The organism is Sagittula marina, assembly GCF_014196795.1.
Lineage (GTDB): Bacteria > Pseudomonadota > Alphaproteobacteria > Rhodobacterales > Rhodobacteraceae > Sagittula > Sagittula marina.
On sequence record NZ_JACIEJ010000001.1, the window covers coordinates 205,437 to 219,116 of the forward strand.

Annotated in this window: 12 protein-coding genes and 1 pseudogene; 9 read left to right on the forward strand and 4 right to left on the reverse strand. The window is 61.9% G+C overall.

Translation table 11 applies throughout. The features are described 5' to 3' along the window. The first annotated feature begins 7 nt into the window (after window positions 1-7). Together GGQ68_RS00900 and pbpC are read left to right on the forward strand one after the other, a co-directional pair. Window positions 8-562 carry a putative glycolipid-binding domain-containing protein gene (locus GGQ68_RS00900; RefSeq protein ID WP_183962512.1) on the forward strand — a complete coding sequence of 185 codons (555 nt, stop codon included), beginning with the start codon at window positions 8-10 and terminating at the stop codon, window positions 560-562. Next, window positions 555-2,582, forward strand: coding sequence for a penicillin-binding protein 1C (gene pbpC, locus GGQ68_RS00905; RefSeq protein WP_183962513.1), 2,028 nt, complete (start codon window positions 555-557; stop codon window positions 2,580-2,582). The genes GGQ68_RS00900 and pbpC overlap by 8 nt, the downstream gene beginning before the upstream one ends. A gap of 38 nt (window positions 2,583-2,620) precedes the next feature. On the opposite strand, the gene GGQ68_RS00910 is transcribed toward pbpC, so the two are convergent. Then, window positions 2,621-3,808, reverse strand: coding sequence for an acetyl-CoA C-acyltransferase family protein (locus tag GGQ68_RS00910; protein WP_183962514.1), 1,188 nt, complete (start codon window positions 3,806-3,808; stop codon window positions 2,621-2,623). Between the two features lie 378 nt (window positions 3,809-4,186). Then, window positions 4,187-5,539, reverse strand: coding sequence for a mechanosensitive ion channel family protein (locus GGQ68_RS00915; protein WP_183962515.1), 1,353 nt, complete (start codon window positions 5,537-5,539; stop codon window positions 4,187-4,189). Between the two features lie 294 nt (window positions 5,540-5,833). On the opposite strand from GGQ68_RS00915, the gene leuC reads away from it, so the two are divergent. The 6 genes from leuC (at window position 5,834) to GGQ68_RS24540 (ending at window position 11,170) form a co-directional block, all read left to right on the forward strand. Beyond that, window positions 5,834-7,252, forward strand: coding sequence for a 3-isopropylmalate dehydratase large subunit (leuC, locus tag GGQ68_RS00920; RefSeq protein WP_183962516.1), 1,419 nt, complete (start codon window positions 5,834-5,836; stop codon window positions 7,250-7,252). Window positions 7,253-7,261: 9 nt separating this feature from the next. Beyond that, window positions 7,262-7,867 (forward strand): 3-isopropylmalate dehydratase small subunit, encoded by a 606-nt coding sequence (gene leuD / locus GGQ68_RS00925; RefSeq protein WP_183962517.1) that lies wholly within the window; start codon window positions 7,262-7,264, stop codon window positions 7,865-7,867. A 117-nt stretch (window positions 7,868-7,984) separates the two neighbouring features. Next, window positions 7,985-8,527 carry an HdeD family acid-resistance protein gene (locus tag GGQ68_RS00930; protein WP_183962518.1) on the forward strand — a complete coding sequence of 181 codons (543 nt, stop codon included), beginning with the start codon at window positions 7,985-7,987 and terminating at the stop codon, window positions 8,525-8,527. Between the two features lie 401 nt (window positions 8,528-8,928). Beyond that, window positions 8,929-9,759 (forward strand): hypothetical protein, encoded by an 831-nt coding sequence (locus GGQ68_RS00935; protein ID WP_343055794.1) that lies wholly within the window; start codon window positions 8,929-8,931, stop codon window positions 9,757-9,759. Window positions 9,760-9,776: 17 nt separating this feature from the next. Next, a complete protein-coding gene (locus tag GGQ68_RS00940) occupies window positions 9,777-10,826 on the forward strand; it encodes an endonuclease/exonuclease/phosphatase family protein (RefSeq protein WP_343055832.1) in 1,050 nt (349 codons plus the stop codon). A 209-nt stretch (window positions 10,827-11,035) separates the two neighbouring features. Then, entirely contained in the window at window positions 11,036-11,170 is a 135-nt protein-coding gene (locus GGQ68_RS24540) for a hypothetical protein (RefSeq protein ID WP_281374571.1), read from the forward strand. A gap of 36 nt (window positions 11,171-11,206) precedes the next feature. On the opposite strand, the pseudogene GGQ68_RS24195 reads toward GGQ68_RS24540, so the two are convergent. Further along, window positions 11,207-11,552, reverse strand: a pseudogene (locus tag GGQ68_RS24195) (IS5/IS1182 family transposase); the annotation flags it as partial. Between the two features lie 269 nt (window positions 11,553-11,821). After that, entirely contained in the window at window positions 11,822-12,406 is a 585-nt protein-coding gene (locus tag GGQ68_RS00945) for a peroxiredoxin-like family protein (protein WP_183962520.1), read from the reverse strand. An 84-nt stretch (window positions 12,407-12,490) separates the two neighbouring features. Here GGQ68_RS00945 and leuB point away from each other — a divergent pair, with 84 nt between their 5' ends. Then, a complete protein-coding gene (leuB, locus tag GGQ68_RS00950) occupies window positions 12,491-13,594 on the forward strand; it encodes a 3-isopropylmalate dehydrogenase (protein ID WP_183962521.1) in 1,104 nt (367 codons plus the stop codon). Window positions 13,595-13,680: the final 86 nt, after the last annotated feature.

Below are 13,680 nucleotides of genomic sequence, written 5' to 3' on the forward strand. Positions count from 1 at the left end.
CAACAGGATGCCAGAGACCATCGCAACCGCCCGTTGGCGCGCTCTCGACCGCGAGGGGGAGGACAAATGTCGCCTCGCCCGCGTGGAGAACGGATTTATGCTGGTGGGTCATGCCCGTTTTCGTGACGGTGCAGGCTGGGCCGCGCTGGATTACGTGGTGCGGCTGGGAGAGGACTGGCGCACTCTGTCCGCAGACATCACCGGCGAGTGCGCGGGGGAGCCTGTGGCGTGGCAGTTTACCCGGACGGGTGGCGACTGGACGTTCAACGACGCGCCTGTGCCCGACCTGCAGGACGCTGACGACATCGACCTGGCCTTTACCCCGGCCACCAACCTGATGCCGCTGCGCCGCTTGCCGCAGGTGGGACGGCTGGACACGACCTCTGCCTGGGTGCGCCTGCCGGGGCCAACGATGTCTGTCTTGTCTCAAAGCTACACGCGGGAACGCGGCAACTACGTGCATTACGCCGCCGCTGAATCCGACTTTGAGACGCACCTGTCGGTGGATGAGCATGGGTTCGTCCGGGATTATCCGGGCCTTTGGGAAAGGCTGGATGAGTAGCGTCCGGCTTCTTCTTGCGCTGGCGGTGACGCTTTGGACCGTGGCGTTTGGCAATGATCGGCTGTCCCAGTGGGTCGCCACCACGGAACTGCCCGTTCTGGTGCACGCCACATCGTCGGAGGTGCGGGATCGCCATGGGGAATTGCTGCGCGCCTACACCATTGAGGATGGCCTGTGGCGCATGGCGGTGACGCGCGATCAGGTGGATCCGCTGTTCTACGAGATGCTCATCGCCTACGAGGACAAGCGGTTTTATCGGCACGGGGGTGTAGATCTGCTGGCCACACTCCGCGCTGTCGCTCAAGGGCTGCGTGAAGGGCGGATCGTGTCAGGCGCGTCGACCCTGACGATGCAGGTCGCCCGTCTGCTTGAGGACGGCACCACCGGGCAATGGCAGGGCAAGCTGCGGCAGGTGCGGGTGGCGCTGGCGCTGGAACGACGGATGTCCAAGGATGAGATCCTCGCGCTGTATTCCCTGCTCGCGCCCTATGGCGGCAACGTCGAAGGGGTGCGCGCGGCCTCGCTGATCTGGCTGGGCAAGGAGCCGCGTCGCCTGACCCCGGCCGAGGCTGCGCTGCTGGTCGCCTTGCCGCAAGCCCCCGAAAGCCGTCGCCCGGATCGCCATCCGGAGGCCGCGCGCGACGCGCGCAACCGTGTGATGTTGCGCATGGCGGATGCCGGAGTGATCCCCCTGACGGCAGCGCATTCGGATGCGCTGGACCCTTCGCCAAAGGGACGACATCCGATGCCGCAACTGGCCCCGCATATGGCGGACCGCGCCGTGGCGCGACGCGACGGGCGGCATGACCTGACCCTGGACGCCGGTCTGCAACGCAGTCTTGAGGCGCTGGCCCGCAGTCATGCCGCGCGGCTGGACCCGCGTCTGTCGCTGGCCATTGTGCTGGCAGACCACCAGACGGGCGAGATCCTCGCCTCTGTCGGCTCGCCCGATTATGCCAGTGCGCAAAATGACGGTTTCGTGGACATGACGCAGGCGCAGCGGTCGCCCGGTTCGACGCTGAAGCCCTTGGTCTACGGCTTGGCCTTTGATCGCGGGTTGGCGCATCCCGAAACGCTGATCCTCGACACGCCGGTCCAGTTTGGCAGCTACGCGCCGCAGAACTTCGATGGCCAATATCGTGGGGAATTGTCGGTGCGCCGCGCGTTGCAGCTGTCCTTGAACATTCCAGTGGTGCGGCTGACGGAGGCTTTGGGCCCGGCGCATCTGCTGGCCGCGTTGAAAGGGGCCGGGTTGAAGCCCGCGCTGCAAGGCGGCGCACCGGGGCTGGCCTTGTCGCTGGGCGGTGTGGGTCTGACGTTGGAGGAAATGACGCAGCTTTATGCCGGGTTGGCGCATGGGGGCATTGCGCGCCCGCTGCGATGGCGGGTCGAGGACAGCGGCGAGGGCGCCCAAGGCCAAGTGTTGTCTGCGGCGTCAGCCTGGCAGGTGCAGCGCATTCTGTCGGATATTCCGCCGCCGCCCACCGCCGGAACAGCGGGGCAGGTCGCGTGGAAAAGCGGGACGTCATATGGCCATCGCGACGCCTGGGCGCTGGGTTGGGACGGGCGGCACGTGGCCGGGGTCTGGATCGGACGGCCCGATGGCACGCCGGTGCCCGGGGCCTTTGGCGCAGGTCTTGCGGCGCCGGTTCTGTTCGAGGCGCTGCATCGCGCCAGCCCGCGGCCCGCGCCGCTTGGCCCCCCGCCGCCGGAGACGCTGATCACCACAAATGCGAAGCTTCCCGCGAACTTGCAGCGTTTTGGTCCCCGTGCGGATGCGGTTGCGTTGCAAGTGACCTTCCCCCCCAACGGCGCGACACTGCAGGCGAACGAGATGGGGGTGCCGGTCAAGCTGCGCGGTGGCACGCCGCCCTTCACGATCCTGGCCAACGGGGCTGTGCTGGCGACGGGGCTGCGCCGCCCGCAAATCCTTGCCCCGCTGTCCGGGCCGGGGTTCACCACGATTTCCGTCATCGACTCGCTTGGGCAATCGGGACGCACGACCATCGAGTTGCGCTGACGGCGCGTAGGCCGGGGGGAACCCGACCTACCAGAGGCTCAGAGCCGTTCGATGGCCAAGGCGATGCCCTGCCCGCCGCCGATGCACATGGTGATCAGCGCACGCTTGCCGCCGATGCGCTCCAGCTCGTACAGGGCCTTGACCGTGACGATGGACCCGGTGGCCCCGACAGGGTGCCCAAGCGCGATGGCGCCGCCGTTCGGGTTGACCTTGGCAGGGTCGAGGCCGAGCGCCTTGTTTACCGCCAGTGCCTGCGCGGCGAAGGCTTCGTTGCTTTCGATCACGTCGAAGTCACTCACGGACAGGCCGGTGCGCTTGCACAGTGCTTCGACGGCGGGGATGGGGCCGATGCCCATGACCTCGGGCCGCACGCCGGCGACGGCATAGCCCAGAACCCGTGCCTTGGGCGTCAGGCCTGCGCGCTGGGCTGCGTCGGCCCGTGCCAGAACCAGAGCGGCGGCGCCGTCATTGATGCCGGAGGCATTGCCCGCCGTCACGCTGCCGTCCTTTTTGAACGCGGGGCGCAGACCGGCAAGGGCTTCAAGCGTCGTGGCTTTGGGGTGTTCGTCGGTCTTGAACGCCACCGTGTCACGCCGCTGCTTCACCTCCACGGGGACGATCTGGCTGTCGAAATACCCGGCCTCGATGGCGGCGGCGGCGCGTTTTTGGCTTTCCAGAGCAAAGGCGTCCTGCGCTTCGCGGCTGATGTCATGCTCGGCGGAGACATTTTCAGCGGTGACGCCCATGTGGCCGGTGCCGAAGGGGCAGTTCAGCGCCCCCAGCATCATGTCCAGCGTGCGGATGTCCCCCATCTTCTGGCCCCAGCGCTGGTCGGGGTTGATGTAAGGGGCGCGCGACATGGCCTCCGCCCCGCCGACCAGGGCAAATTCCGCATCGCCCAGTGCCAGAGATTGCACGCCCGAGACGATGGCCTGCGCGCCGGAGCCGCAAAGGCGGTTCACGTTCATCGCGGGAACCGTGTCGGGAATGCCCGCCTGCATGGCCGCGACACGCGAAAGGTACATGTCGCGGGGTTCCGTGTTGATGACGTGGCCAAAGACCACCGTGCCGATTTGCGCGCCATCCACATTTGCGCGCTCCAGCGCGGCCTTGGAGGCGACGGTGGCGGTGTCGATGGGCGCCACACCTGCAAGGCTGCCGCCAAAGGTGCCGATGGCGGTGCGTGCGCCGCTCAGGATGACGATCTCGTCGGTTCGGTTTTTCATGTCTCTCACTCCCACTGTTTGATCGGGACTATGCGTGGCCCCTAACAGATTGTCAGCCGCAACGTCCCGTCAGATGCGGGGCTGTTCCGCAGCGTGGAATGCTGCGGGCGCGAACGTGGGTGAAGACAGGCATGGGATGTGACTGTCTGGCTGCGAGGCTCAGTGGCGGCAGTAAGAGACATTGGCCCCGATGATGGACGGAAATGGTGTCGCGGCTTTTTGAACGAAACGCACCTGACGAGCGCCTTCCGAAGTGCCTGTTTTCACCTGCTGAGGGCGGGCTGCTGTCCCCTATGGACGAATAGAGAGGCATTTGGGGCCGGGTAGAGTCTGATCGAGGCGTAGCGAGCACATGCACTCAGGGGGGCGAAAGGGGCCTTAACTCTCCGCTGTATTCGCAGCATTGTCGGCATCTTGTGATGTGCCAAGCATGCGCACTTCGCGTTGTGGAAACGGAATCGAGATGTCATTCGCCTGAAACGCATCCCAGAGCGCCAGAAAGACATTTCCGCGAATGTTGGTCAGCCCGCCGGTGGGGTCGGTGATCCAGAAGCGCAGCACGAAATCGACAGAGGAATCCCCAAAGCCCACGATATGACAGACCGGCGGCTTGCTTGTCAGAACCCGGTCCACGCTTTTGGCGGCCTCTATGGCAATTTGGCGAACCTTGTGCGGATCGTTTTGGTAGGATGTGCCAAAGTTGATATCGAGCCGCACAAAGTCATTCGAATGCGACCAGTTCACCACCTGCCCGGTGATGAGGTCTTCGTTCGGGATCAGGTATTCCTTGCCATCGCGTGTGACAACGCTGACGTATCGCGCGCCCAGGGACTCGATCCAGCCGAAGGTGCCGCCAAGGCTGATGACGTCGCCGGGCTTGATCGATTTGTCGAGCAGGATGATGATGCCGGAGACAAGATTCGATACGACCTTTTGCAGGCCGAAACCCAGGCCGACGCCGATGGCACCGGAGAGCACCGCCAGACCCGTCAGATCCACGCCGACGGATTTCAGCCCGATGAAGAAGGCCGATCCGAAAAGCGCCACCTGCAACATCTTGACCATCAGCACCTGCATTGAGGGGCTGATATCCTTGTTGCGCTGGATCGACGCGGCAGAGGCCCCGGTCACCAGCCGCGCCAGCGCCAGAAGTGCCGCCATGACGACGATTGCCTTGATCAGAAGCCATAGCGACAGGCGCATCTCGCCCAGGGAAAAGCCGATGGATTCGAGTGCCGTCTGCGCCTCGTCCTTCCAGCCAAGGATCGACAGGGTGGCCCAGGTCCAGGCGCCATAGCGCACCAGAACACCCATCGCCGGGTTCATGATCAGGCGCGTGGCAAAGGCGATGAACAGCCATGCGGTCGACAGATTGGCCAGAACCTTGAGCAGGACGGTTCGCGAGCCCCATGTCAGTTCCGACATGATCAGGTACGCGCACCAGATCATGATCACGAAGAGGATCATCCGCATCCGGCGCTGGATGATCAGGCCGATCCGCAAGCGCAGCTTTGGCCAGTTTTCGCGGGTCCTGAGCCATTCAGTGTAGCGCGGGCGCACCACTACTGTTATCGCCCAGGCCAGCAGGAACACCCCCAGCGCAATGACCAGTTGATAGCGGGTCCACCTGCGTGTCAGCTCTCCCCAGAGGCTGGCGCCTTCGGCCAGCAGGAAATCGAGGACCGGTTGCAGCACCGTCGGATCAAGCGGGATCGTGTTGTCAGGGTCCATGCGGGTCTTTCATCGGGTTTCCTCGACTGTAGCGGGTGGCCTGACACGTGCAACTGTCACGGTATGATATGTGCGCGCTCTTGCGAGACTCACTTTCTGCGGTTATCTCCCTGCGTATGGAACAGACGCTCGATCTTGGCGACCGCGCCCGCCTGCGTGAACGCTTCTTCGGTGCCACCCTTACGGTGCGCGCCTGCCTATCGGCGTGACCCCGCGTGGGTGAGGCCCACGCCTGGCGCGTTTTTGACCGCGCCGATCCCCCAATTCCAGCTGCACAACATCGGGAGAGGACCAATGTCCCCCAAGACGCTTTATGACAAGATCTTTGATGCGCATGTCGTATCCGAGGACGCTGACGGCACTTGTCTGCTTTATATCGACCGCCACCTGGTTCACGAAGTGACCTCGCCGCAGGCCTTTGAAGGGCTGCGCATGGCGAACCGCACCGTGCGCGCACCGGACAAGACCATCGCCGTGCCGGATCACAACGTGCCCACCACGCTGGGCCGCGACAACCCCGACCAGATGCCGGAGGACAGCCGCATTCAGGTGGCCGCGCTGGACACCAACGCCAAGGAATTCGGCATCCACTACTACCCGGTGAGCGACGTCCGTCAGGGCATCGTGCACATCGTTGGTCCGGAACAAGGCTGGACCCTGCCGGGCATGACCGTGGTTTGTGGTGACAGCCACACCGCGACGCACGGCGCCTTTGGCGCGCTGGCGCACGGCATTGGCACCTCCGAGGTGGAGCACGTGCTGGCCACGCAGACGCTGATCCAGAAGAAGTCCAAGAACATGAAGGTCGAGATCACCGGCAAGCTCAATCCCGGTGTGACCGCCAAGGACATCACGATGGCCGTGATCGGCGAGACCGGCACCGGTGGCGGCACCGGATACGTCATCGAATACTGTGGCGAGGCGATCCGCGAACTGTCAATGGAAGGCCGCATGACGGTCTGCAACATGGCCATCGAAGGCGGCGCACGCGCGGGCCTGATCGCGCCTGACGAGAAAACCTTTGAATACGTCAAAGGCCGCCCGCACGCGCCGAAGGGTGCGCAATTCGAGGCGGCTCTGGACTGGTGGAAAACGCTCTACACCGACGAAGGCGCGCAATTCGACAAGGTCGTGACGCTGAAAGGCGAAGAGATCGAGCCGGTTGTGACCTGGGGCACCTCGCCTGAGGACGTGCTGCCGATTTCCTCTGTCGTGCCTGCACCGGAAAGCTTCAAGGGTGGCAAGGTCGAAGCGGCCAAGCGCGCCATTGAATACATGGGCTTGACCGCCGGTCAGAAGCTGACCGACATCGAGATCGACACCGTGTTCATCGGGTCCTGCACCAACGGCCGGATCGAAGATCTGCGTGCCGCCGCAAAGGTTGTCGAAGGCAAGAAGATCAAGGTCGGTCGCGCGATGGTCGTGCCTGGCTCCGGTCTTGTGCGCGCTCAGGCGGAAGAGGAAGGTCTCGACAAGATCTTCATCGACGCTGGCTTTGAATGGCGCATGGCGGGCTGTTCCATGTGTCTTGCCATGAACCCCGATCAGCTGTCCGAGAACGAGCGTTGCGCATCGACCTCGAACCGCAACTTCGAGGGCCGTCAGGGCTACAAGGGTCGCACGCACCTCGTCTCGCCGGGCATGGCCGCGGCGGCTGCACTGACCGGTCGTCTGACCGATGTGCGTGAATTGATGACCGAAACCGCTGTCTAAGGACTGACCATGGAAAAGTTCCAAAAACTCACCGGGATCGCGGCCCCCATGCCGTTGGTCAACATCGACACCGACATGATTATCCCGAAGATCTTCCTCAAGACGATCAAGCGGTCCGGTCTGGGCGTGAACCTCTTTGACGAGATGCGCTACGACCGGCAAGGCAACGAGATCCCCGGTTTCGTGCTGAACCAGCCGCAATATCGCGATGCGGAGATCCTGATTGCGGGCGACAACTTTGGCTGCGGTTCGTCGCGCGAACACGCACCTTGGGCGTTGAAGGACTTCGGCATCAAGTCGATCATCTCGACCAGCTTTGCCGACATCTTTTACAGCAACTGCTTCAAGAACGGCATCCTGCCGATCGTGCTGCCGCAAGAGGCCGTGGACGTGTTGATGAAGGATGCGGAGAAGGGTTCCAACGCGCGCATGATCGTCGATCTGGAAAACCAGACCGTGTCGACGTCCGAAGGGGAAACCTTCTCCTTCGAGCTGGATTCGTTCAAGAAGCATTGCCTGCTCGAAGGGCTCGACGATATCGGCTTGTCGCTGGAAAAGGCGCCGGCGATCGACACTTACGAGACCAAGATGGCGCAAGAGCGTCCCTGGGTCTGACGCCCGATCACATGATCCGAAAGGCCCGCCATCGCGCGGGCCTTTTGTTATGTCCGCCAAGGAACTGTACGGATTTCGAAACGTTGATTTAAGTCCTCGTTACTTGGAGAAGCTCAAATGACCTCCCGCACATTTTTCGTGATCTCAGGTATTGTTTTGATCGTCGGCGGCATACTGGCCTTGCTGCTGCCCTTCGCGGCCTCGGTTACGGTTGCCCTGATTGTCGGATGGTCGTTCTTGTTTGCCGGGGCGGTCCACATCGTCGGCGCGTTTCGGGACCGGGACAGTCGCTTGTGGAGCGGCATATTCGGTCTGCTCGAAGTGGCGTTGGGCCTGAGCTTCATCCTTAACCCGTTGACCGGACTGGTGTCCTTGACTGTGCTGCTGGGCGTGCTGTTCTTTGTGTCCGGCGCGATGCAGCTGTACCTCGCGTTTGCCCGTCGGACCGCTGACAGCACATGGATGCTGGCGCTCTCCGGAGCTGTTTCCGTCGCTTTGGCTTTGCTGATCGCCTTCAATTTGCTGAGCGCCTCTGCGACCGTGCCGGGTGTGCTGCTGGGGATTGAACTGATCTCCACCGGTGTGGCGTTCCTGATGCTGCGGCCGCGCAGGCTGGCCCAGTTGCGTGAAGATTTGGATAAAGATCACAGCCACGCCTGACCTTTGACATGACCACATGTGGCGGGCGCGTTCGTCAGGCAGCGGGCCTGCACCGCGTCAGGCTTCTGGGCCTGCTCCATATGTGACTGTTTTGACGACCCTTTGGATCAGATACGGCGGGCTGCTTGTTCGATTTGCGTCAGATTTTCCTTGCGACACAACATCTTGTGAGCCACCACATCAACGTCACGGGGATGCTGCGTCATTGATGCATTCCGGCACCAGTCACACCGCTTTGGCGCTGGAAAATCGTGTGACTCCCGACCTTGTTGTTGTCGTGCCTCGTGAAAAAGGGCAGAATTTGGGCGAGAATGAGGCAGCCCGCCATAAATTGGCGGGGAACGGGATGGAACAAGGTCGCGGCATTGCATCGTGACTGTCCGGAACGGAAGGGCAGATTAGTGATCTCACGTATGGTGGCGGCTGCGGCGCGCGCTTTCCTTGTTGCATTCCTCATCGCGATTCCCGCGATGTTGCTTCCAGACGTGAACAACGATTCCGCCCAGATCGTCGCGCTGCTGGCGCTGGTTGCTGCGGTTCTGACATTTTCTGAATACGTTTCTGAATTTCCCTCATTGATTGAATTTCGTGACGCGCCGCCGTTCAACCGGATGCGGTTCGGAGCTTTGCTGGCCTCGGTCCTGGTGCTGACGCTGATCGCACGTGGTTCGATCCACCCCACCGGCCTCACAGACCTGCTGAATGAGGTGGGATACAACATTGGCGAGGCGATGGATTTTCCGTTTTCACCCGTGCGGTTGATGGTTCTTGTCTCGCCCGGCGATGCGTCTGGCCCGGCGCGCGATCTGATACGCACGATGGCGGGTTTGGCCTATCTCATTTCGTTGGTAACCATGTTGGTATTTGTCGCCGTTGTGCGTCTGTTGGACTGGCCGATCCGCAATGGGGCTTTCAACTTTTGGGTGAATCTGCCGCTGTTCGACCCGACGACCGGGGGCGACGTGCTGTACCGGCTGAAACGCGATAGCCATTTTAACGTGGCCTTAGGGTTTCTACTGCCATTCTTGATTCCGGCAGTTCTCAAAATGACATCGACCTGGGACGCTGCACCGAACCTTATCGACCACCAACCGCTGATTTGGACGATGATCGCATGGTCCTTTTTGCCCACAAGCTTGATCATGCGCGGCGTCGCTCTGATGCGAATCGCGGATCTGATCGAAGAGAAGCGCCGACGCGCTTACGCGCAGGCCGAGGTGCAGCTGGCCTGATCCTGCTGTTGAGTTATGTGCTGGTGGCCTTTGCCGCGCGCGCCGATGTTCGGATTGCCACATGGCACGGTGATTTCAGCGACAAGGGGCCGGGGCTGCTCTTGCAAGATATCTTGGCGGATGAGCGTGACGTCTCACCCATACTGGAAGCTGCACCTGACATCCTTCTTCTGACCAACTTTGATTTCGACGCCGGCCATGCGGCTTTGGGCGCGTTGCAGGATCGGCTGGCTGCGGATGGTCTGGACCTGCCGTATCTCTATGCGACACGGCCGAATTCAGGTTGGCCGACGGGTCTTGATCTTGACGGAGACGGTCGTTTTGGCAGGCCGCGAGATGCGCATGGCTACGGTCAATTTTCGGGTCAGGGCGGCATGGCGCTTTTATCCCGCTATCCGCCAACGTTGGAGCGGGATTTCAGCGATCTTCTTTGGATGGAAGCGCCGGACAGTGCGATGTCTCCGACGGATGCAGCCCGAGAGGTTCAGAGGCTATCGAGCGTGGCGCATTGGGCGATCTGCGTAGCAACGCCCGAGGGTGACGTATTGCTTTTGACACTCGCCGCGACACCACCGGTATTCGATGGCCCAGAGGATCGGAATGGTCGCCGGAACTTGGATGAGGTGACTCTCTGGGGGCATTACCTTGATGGGCGACTTGGCGCGCCGCCTGATGTTCCGGCGGTGGTCTTGGGAAACTTCAATGTCGATCCGGACCGGGGCGATGGGCTGCATGATGGAGTGAGGGCCATGCTTGCGCATCCTCGGTTGCAAGATCCGCAGGCGGGCACTGACACTGTGACATGGGACCAGACCGGCCCGATGCGTGTCAGCTACGTGCTGCCGGATCGGGTGCTGGAGGTGATGGGAGCGGGCCTTATACCACGTGAAGCGCCAAGGGTGCATGGGGCCCATCGGCTGGTTTGGGTGGATGTGGCTGTGCCTGCGAAGGGGCAATTGCTCAAGCCACAGCCGTCTGCCACGGTACGGCGGCAGAATGGTCGAAACCACGTAAACACAACCGACCTAAGTCAATGTGGTTCACGCCAAATGGCAGGGGGTATCTAACTGGTGGGTTGGAACGGCTGAATTGCCTGGGGCATGTGCAGGCGTGCCGGACTTCGACCAGGCCAGCCGCCTGATTGACAGAAGCAACCGCTGTCCGTCAGGGCATTTCTACAGGATATGGCCTGAGATGGCCAAGGATCTACGCCTTCTGCCAGAGTTAGCAGCGCAACCACTAAAGCATTTTTCACAACCTCAAAGGTCGGTGGGGGATGCAGGGCTATCTGACACATATCGATTGGTGGTTCGGAAATCTTGGACATGACGCTGGCTGGTTCCGTGACGCGTTTGACGGATTGCTGAAGAGCGCGATCCTGAAGGGCGGTATTGCTGTCGTCACGGTTTGAAGGAGGTACGTTTCCGCTGTGGATTTAGGGACCCGCTTAGGTATTTTGTCGGGCGAAAAGGAGTTTCGGCAGATCGGCCAGATTGCAGGTCGGCGTTAAATGCGCGCGGCCTTTTGGGTCACGATGAATGGCTTTGGCCATGTCGCCCACGATTCTGGCCCATCCGAAGGGGGTCTTCGATCTTCTTTTGGCGCCGCTGGGACAGGGCATAAAGCGGCTGCTGCGCGGCAGTTTTTTGTGAAGCAATATTCCGACAGGGGGTGGCGAATTGGCGGACCTGCGGTGCGCCATGCGACGTCACTACCATCTGCCTGAGGTCGGCGCTGTCGCGACCCGTGTCCGCCCCAAGCCTCAGTCGCCGAGTCGAACTGCCGGGATGCCGTTTCGCCGACACTGAGCATCTATCAGATCGGCACCCTTAATATCGGTCTGCTTGGGTCAGACGTATCGCGCTCAGATTCGTTGGCCAGCCGGTACGGAGACATCGTTGGATGCGAGCTCGGGAAGCGCACCCCGATTTGGAGCTGGTGCTACCAAATGCACCAAGCCCCGTCGGTTGGTCTGACCGGCCGCGTAAGAGGTGATTTGGTGAACGCCCTGCCTGCGGCGCGTCCGGTACGCGCCACGGGCAGGGATACATCCGATTCTGGATCAGTACGCTTCTGCATGAGGGCCGTCGGTGGCCTCCACTTTCAAAGTGCCGTCATGTTCGGCCAATGGGCCGGTGTAGCTGCCGCGGGCGGGGTAACCCTTTTCGGCGCGGAACTTTACGGCGGCCAGCACGTCCTCGAAAGATGGGCGGGCAAAGGGGAAGGACTGCACCCAGCTTGCATAGATGGTCCCGTCGGGCAGCAGGTAGAAGATGCCTGGCTCGCTGAACAGCTCCGGCTCGTCCGAGCCGTCACGCGCCTTGCTGATGTGCAGACCCCAGTTGCGCGCCTCGGTCATGGAGAGGTCATGCGCGATGGTCAGGTTCTTGACGCCGGTTTCTTCGACGGTGGCATCGGCGCGGGACTTGGTGTCACCGCTGACAGCCACGACATTGACCTTCTGCGCGGCAGCCTCGTCAAGCAGGCCTTCGATCTCCTTGAGCTGTGCTTTGCAGATCGGGCAATGCGCCCCGCGGTAAAAAACCACGACGGTGCCGTTTTCGCCCATGTCGCGGGCCACGTCGAAGTCGTCACCGCCAAGGGTCGGCAAGGTCAGATCGGGAAAGGGTTGGGTCGGGGTCAGCATAAGAGCCTCCTGTCGTCAGATTGCATTGACCCTACAACCCGTGCGGTCTACGCCCGTTCCATCACGAAAACCGGAGTTTAGCCCATGTCCAACCCCTCGCTTCTTATCCTGCCCGGTGACGGGATCGGTCCCGAAGTCATGGCCGAAGTGCGCAAGATCATTGACTGGTACGGTGCAAAGCGCGATCTCGCCTTTGACGTGTCCGAGGATCTGGTGGGGGGCGCGGCCTACGACAAGCACGGCACACCGCTGCACGATGACACCATGGCGAAGGCGCAAACCGTCGACGCCGTCCTGCTGGGGGCCGTGGGCGGTCCGAAGTACGACAACCTTGATTTCAGCGTGAAGCCAGAGCGTGGTCTGTTGCGTCTGCGCAAGGAAATGGACCTGTTTGCCAACCTGCGTCCGGCGCAGTGCTTTGACGCGCTGGCGGACTTCTCCTCGCTGAAGAAGGACGTGGTGGCCGGTCTTGATATCATGATCGTGCGGGAACTGACGTCCGGCATCTACTTCGGTGAGCCGCGCGGCATCATCGAAGAGGGCAATGAGCGCGTGGGTATCAACACGCAGCGCTACACGGAGTCCGAGATCGACCGCGTGGCGCGCTCTGCCTTTGAGTTGGCGATGAAGCGCGGCAAGAAGCTGTGTTCCATGGAGAAGGCCAACGTCATGGAATCCGGCATCCTGTGGCGCGAAGTCGTCACCGAGGTTGGCAAGGAATATCCCGAGGTCGAGCTGTCTCATATGTATGCAGACGCCGGCGCGATGCAGCTCTGCCGCTGGCCCAAGCAGTTCGATGTGATCGTGACCGACAACCTGTTCGGCGACCTTCTGTCCGACGCCGCAGCGATGCTGACGGGGTCGCTGGGAATGCTGCCGTCTGCCTCGTTGGGGCAACCGATGGAGAACGGTCGTCCCAAGGCACTGTATGAGCCGGTCCATGGCTCTGCGCCGGATATTGCCGGTCAGGGCAAGGCGAACCCGATTGCCTGTATCCTGTCGTTCGCCATGGCGCTGCGCTACTCCTTCGACATGGGCGAAGAAGCGGACCGCCTCGAAAAGGCAGTGGAGCAGGTGCTGGCCGACGGCAAACGCACCGCCGATCTGCTGGGCGAAGAGGGCGTAACCCCGGTTTCCACGTCCGAGATGGGTGATGCCGTTGTGGCGGCACTTGACGCCTCCCTGTAAGGCATTGATGTCATAAGAAAGTTAACGGGCGGTGCAGTATTGCGCTGCCCGTTTTGTCATCCGTGAATGTGTGATGGCTTTGATCC

Coding starts and splice junctions, on each gene's coding strand:
- GGQ68_RS00900 (WP_183962512.1), top strand. CDS start 8: ATGCCAGAGACCATCGCAACCGCCCGTTGGCGCGCTCTCGACCGCGAG.
- pbpC (WP_183962513.1), top strand. CDS start 555: ATGAGTAGCGTCCGGCTTCTTCTTGCGCTGGCGGTGACGCTTTGGACC.
- GGQ68_RS00910 (WP_183962514.1), bottom strand. CDS start 3,808: ATGAAAAACCGAACCGACGAGATCGTCATCCTGAGCGGCGCACGCACC.
- GGQ68_RS00915 (WP_183962515.1), bottom strand. CDS start 5,539: ATGGACCCTGACAACACGATCCCGCTTGATCCGACGGTGCTGCAACCG.
- leuC (WP_183962516.1), top strand. CDS start 5,834: ATGTCCCCCAAGACGCTTTATGACAAGATCTTTGATGCGCATGTCGTA.
- leuD (WP_183962517.1), top strand. CDS start 7,262: ATGGAAAAGTTCCAAAAACTCACCGGGATCGCGGCCCCCATGCCGTTG.
- GGQ68_RS00930 (WP_183962518.1), top strand. CDS start 7,985: ATGACCTCCCGCACATTTTTCGTGATCTCAGGTATTGTTTTGATCGTC.
- GGQ68_RS24540 (WP_281374571.1), top strand. CDS start 11,036: ATGCAGGGCTATCTGACACATATCGATTGGTGGTTCGGAAATCTTGGA.
- GGQ68_RS00945 (WP_183962520.1), bottom strand. CDS start 12,406: ATGCTGACCCCGACCCAACCCTTTCCCGATCTGACCTTGCCGACCCTT.
- leuB (WP_183962521.1), top strand. CDS start 12,491: ATGTCCAACCCCTCGCTTCTTATCCTGCCCGGTGACGGGATCGGTCCC.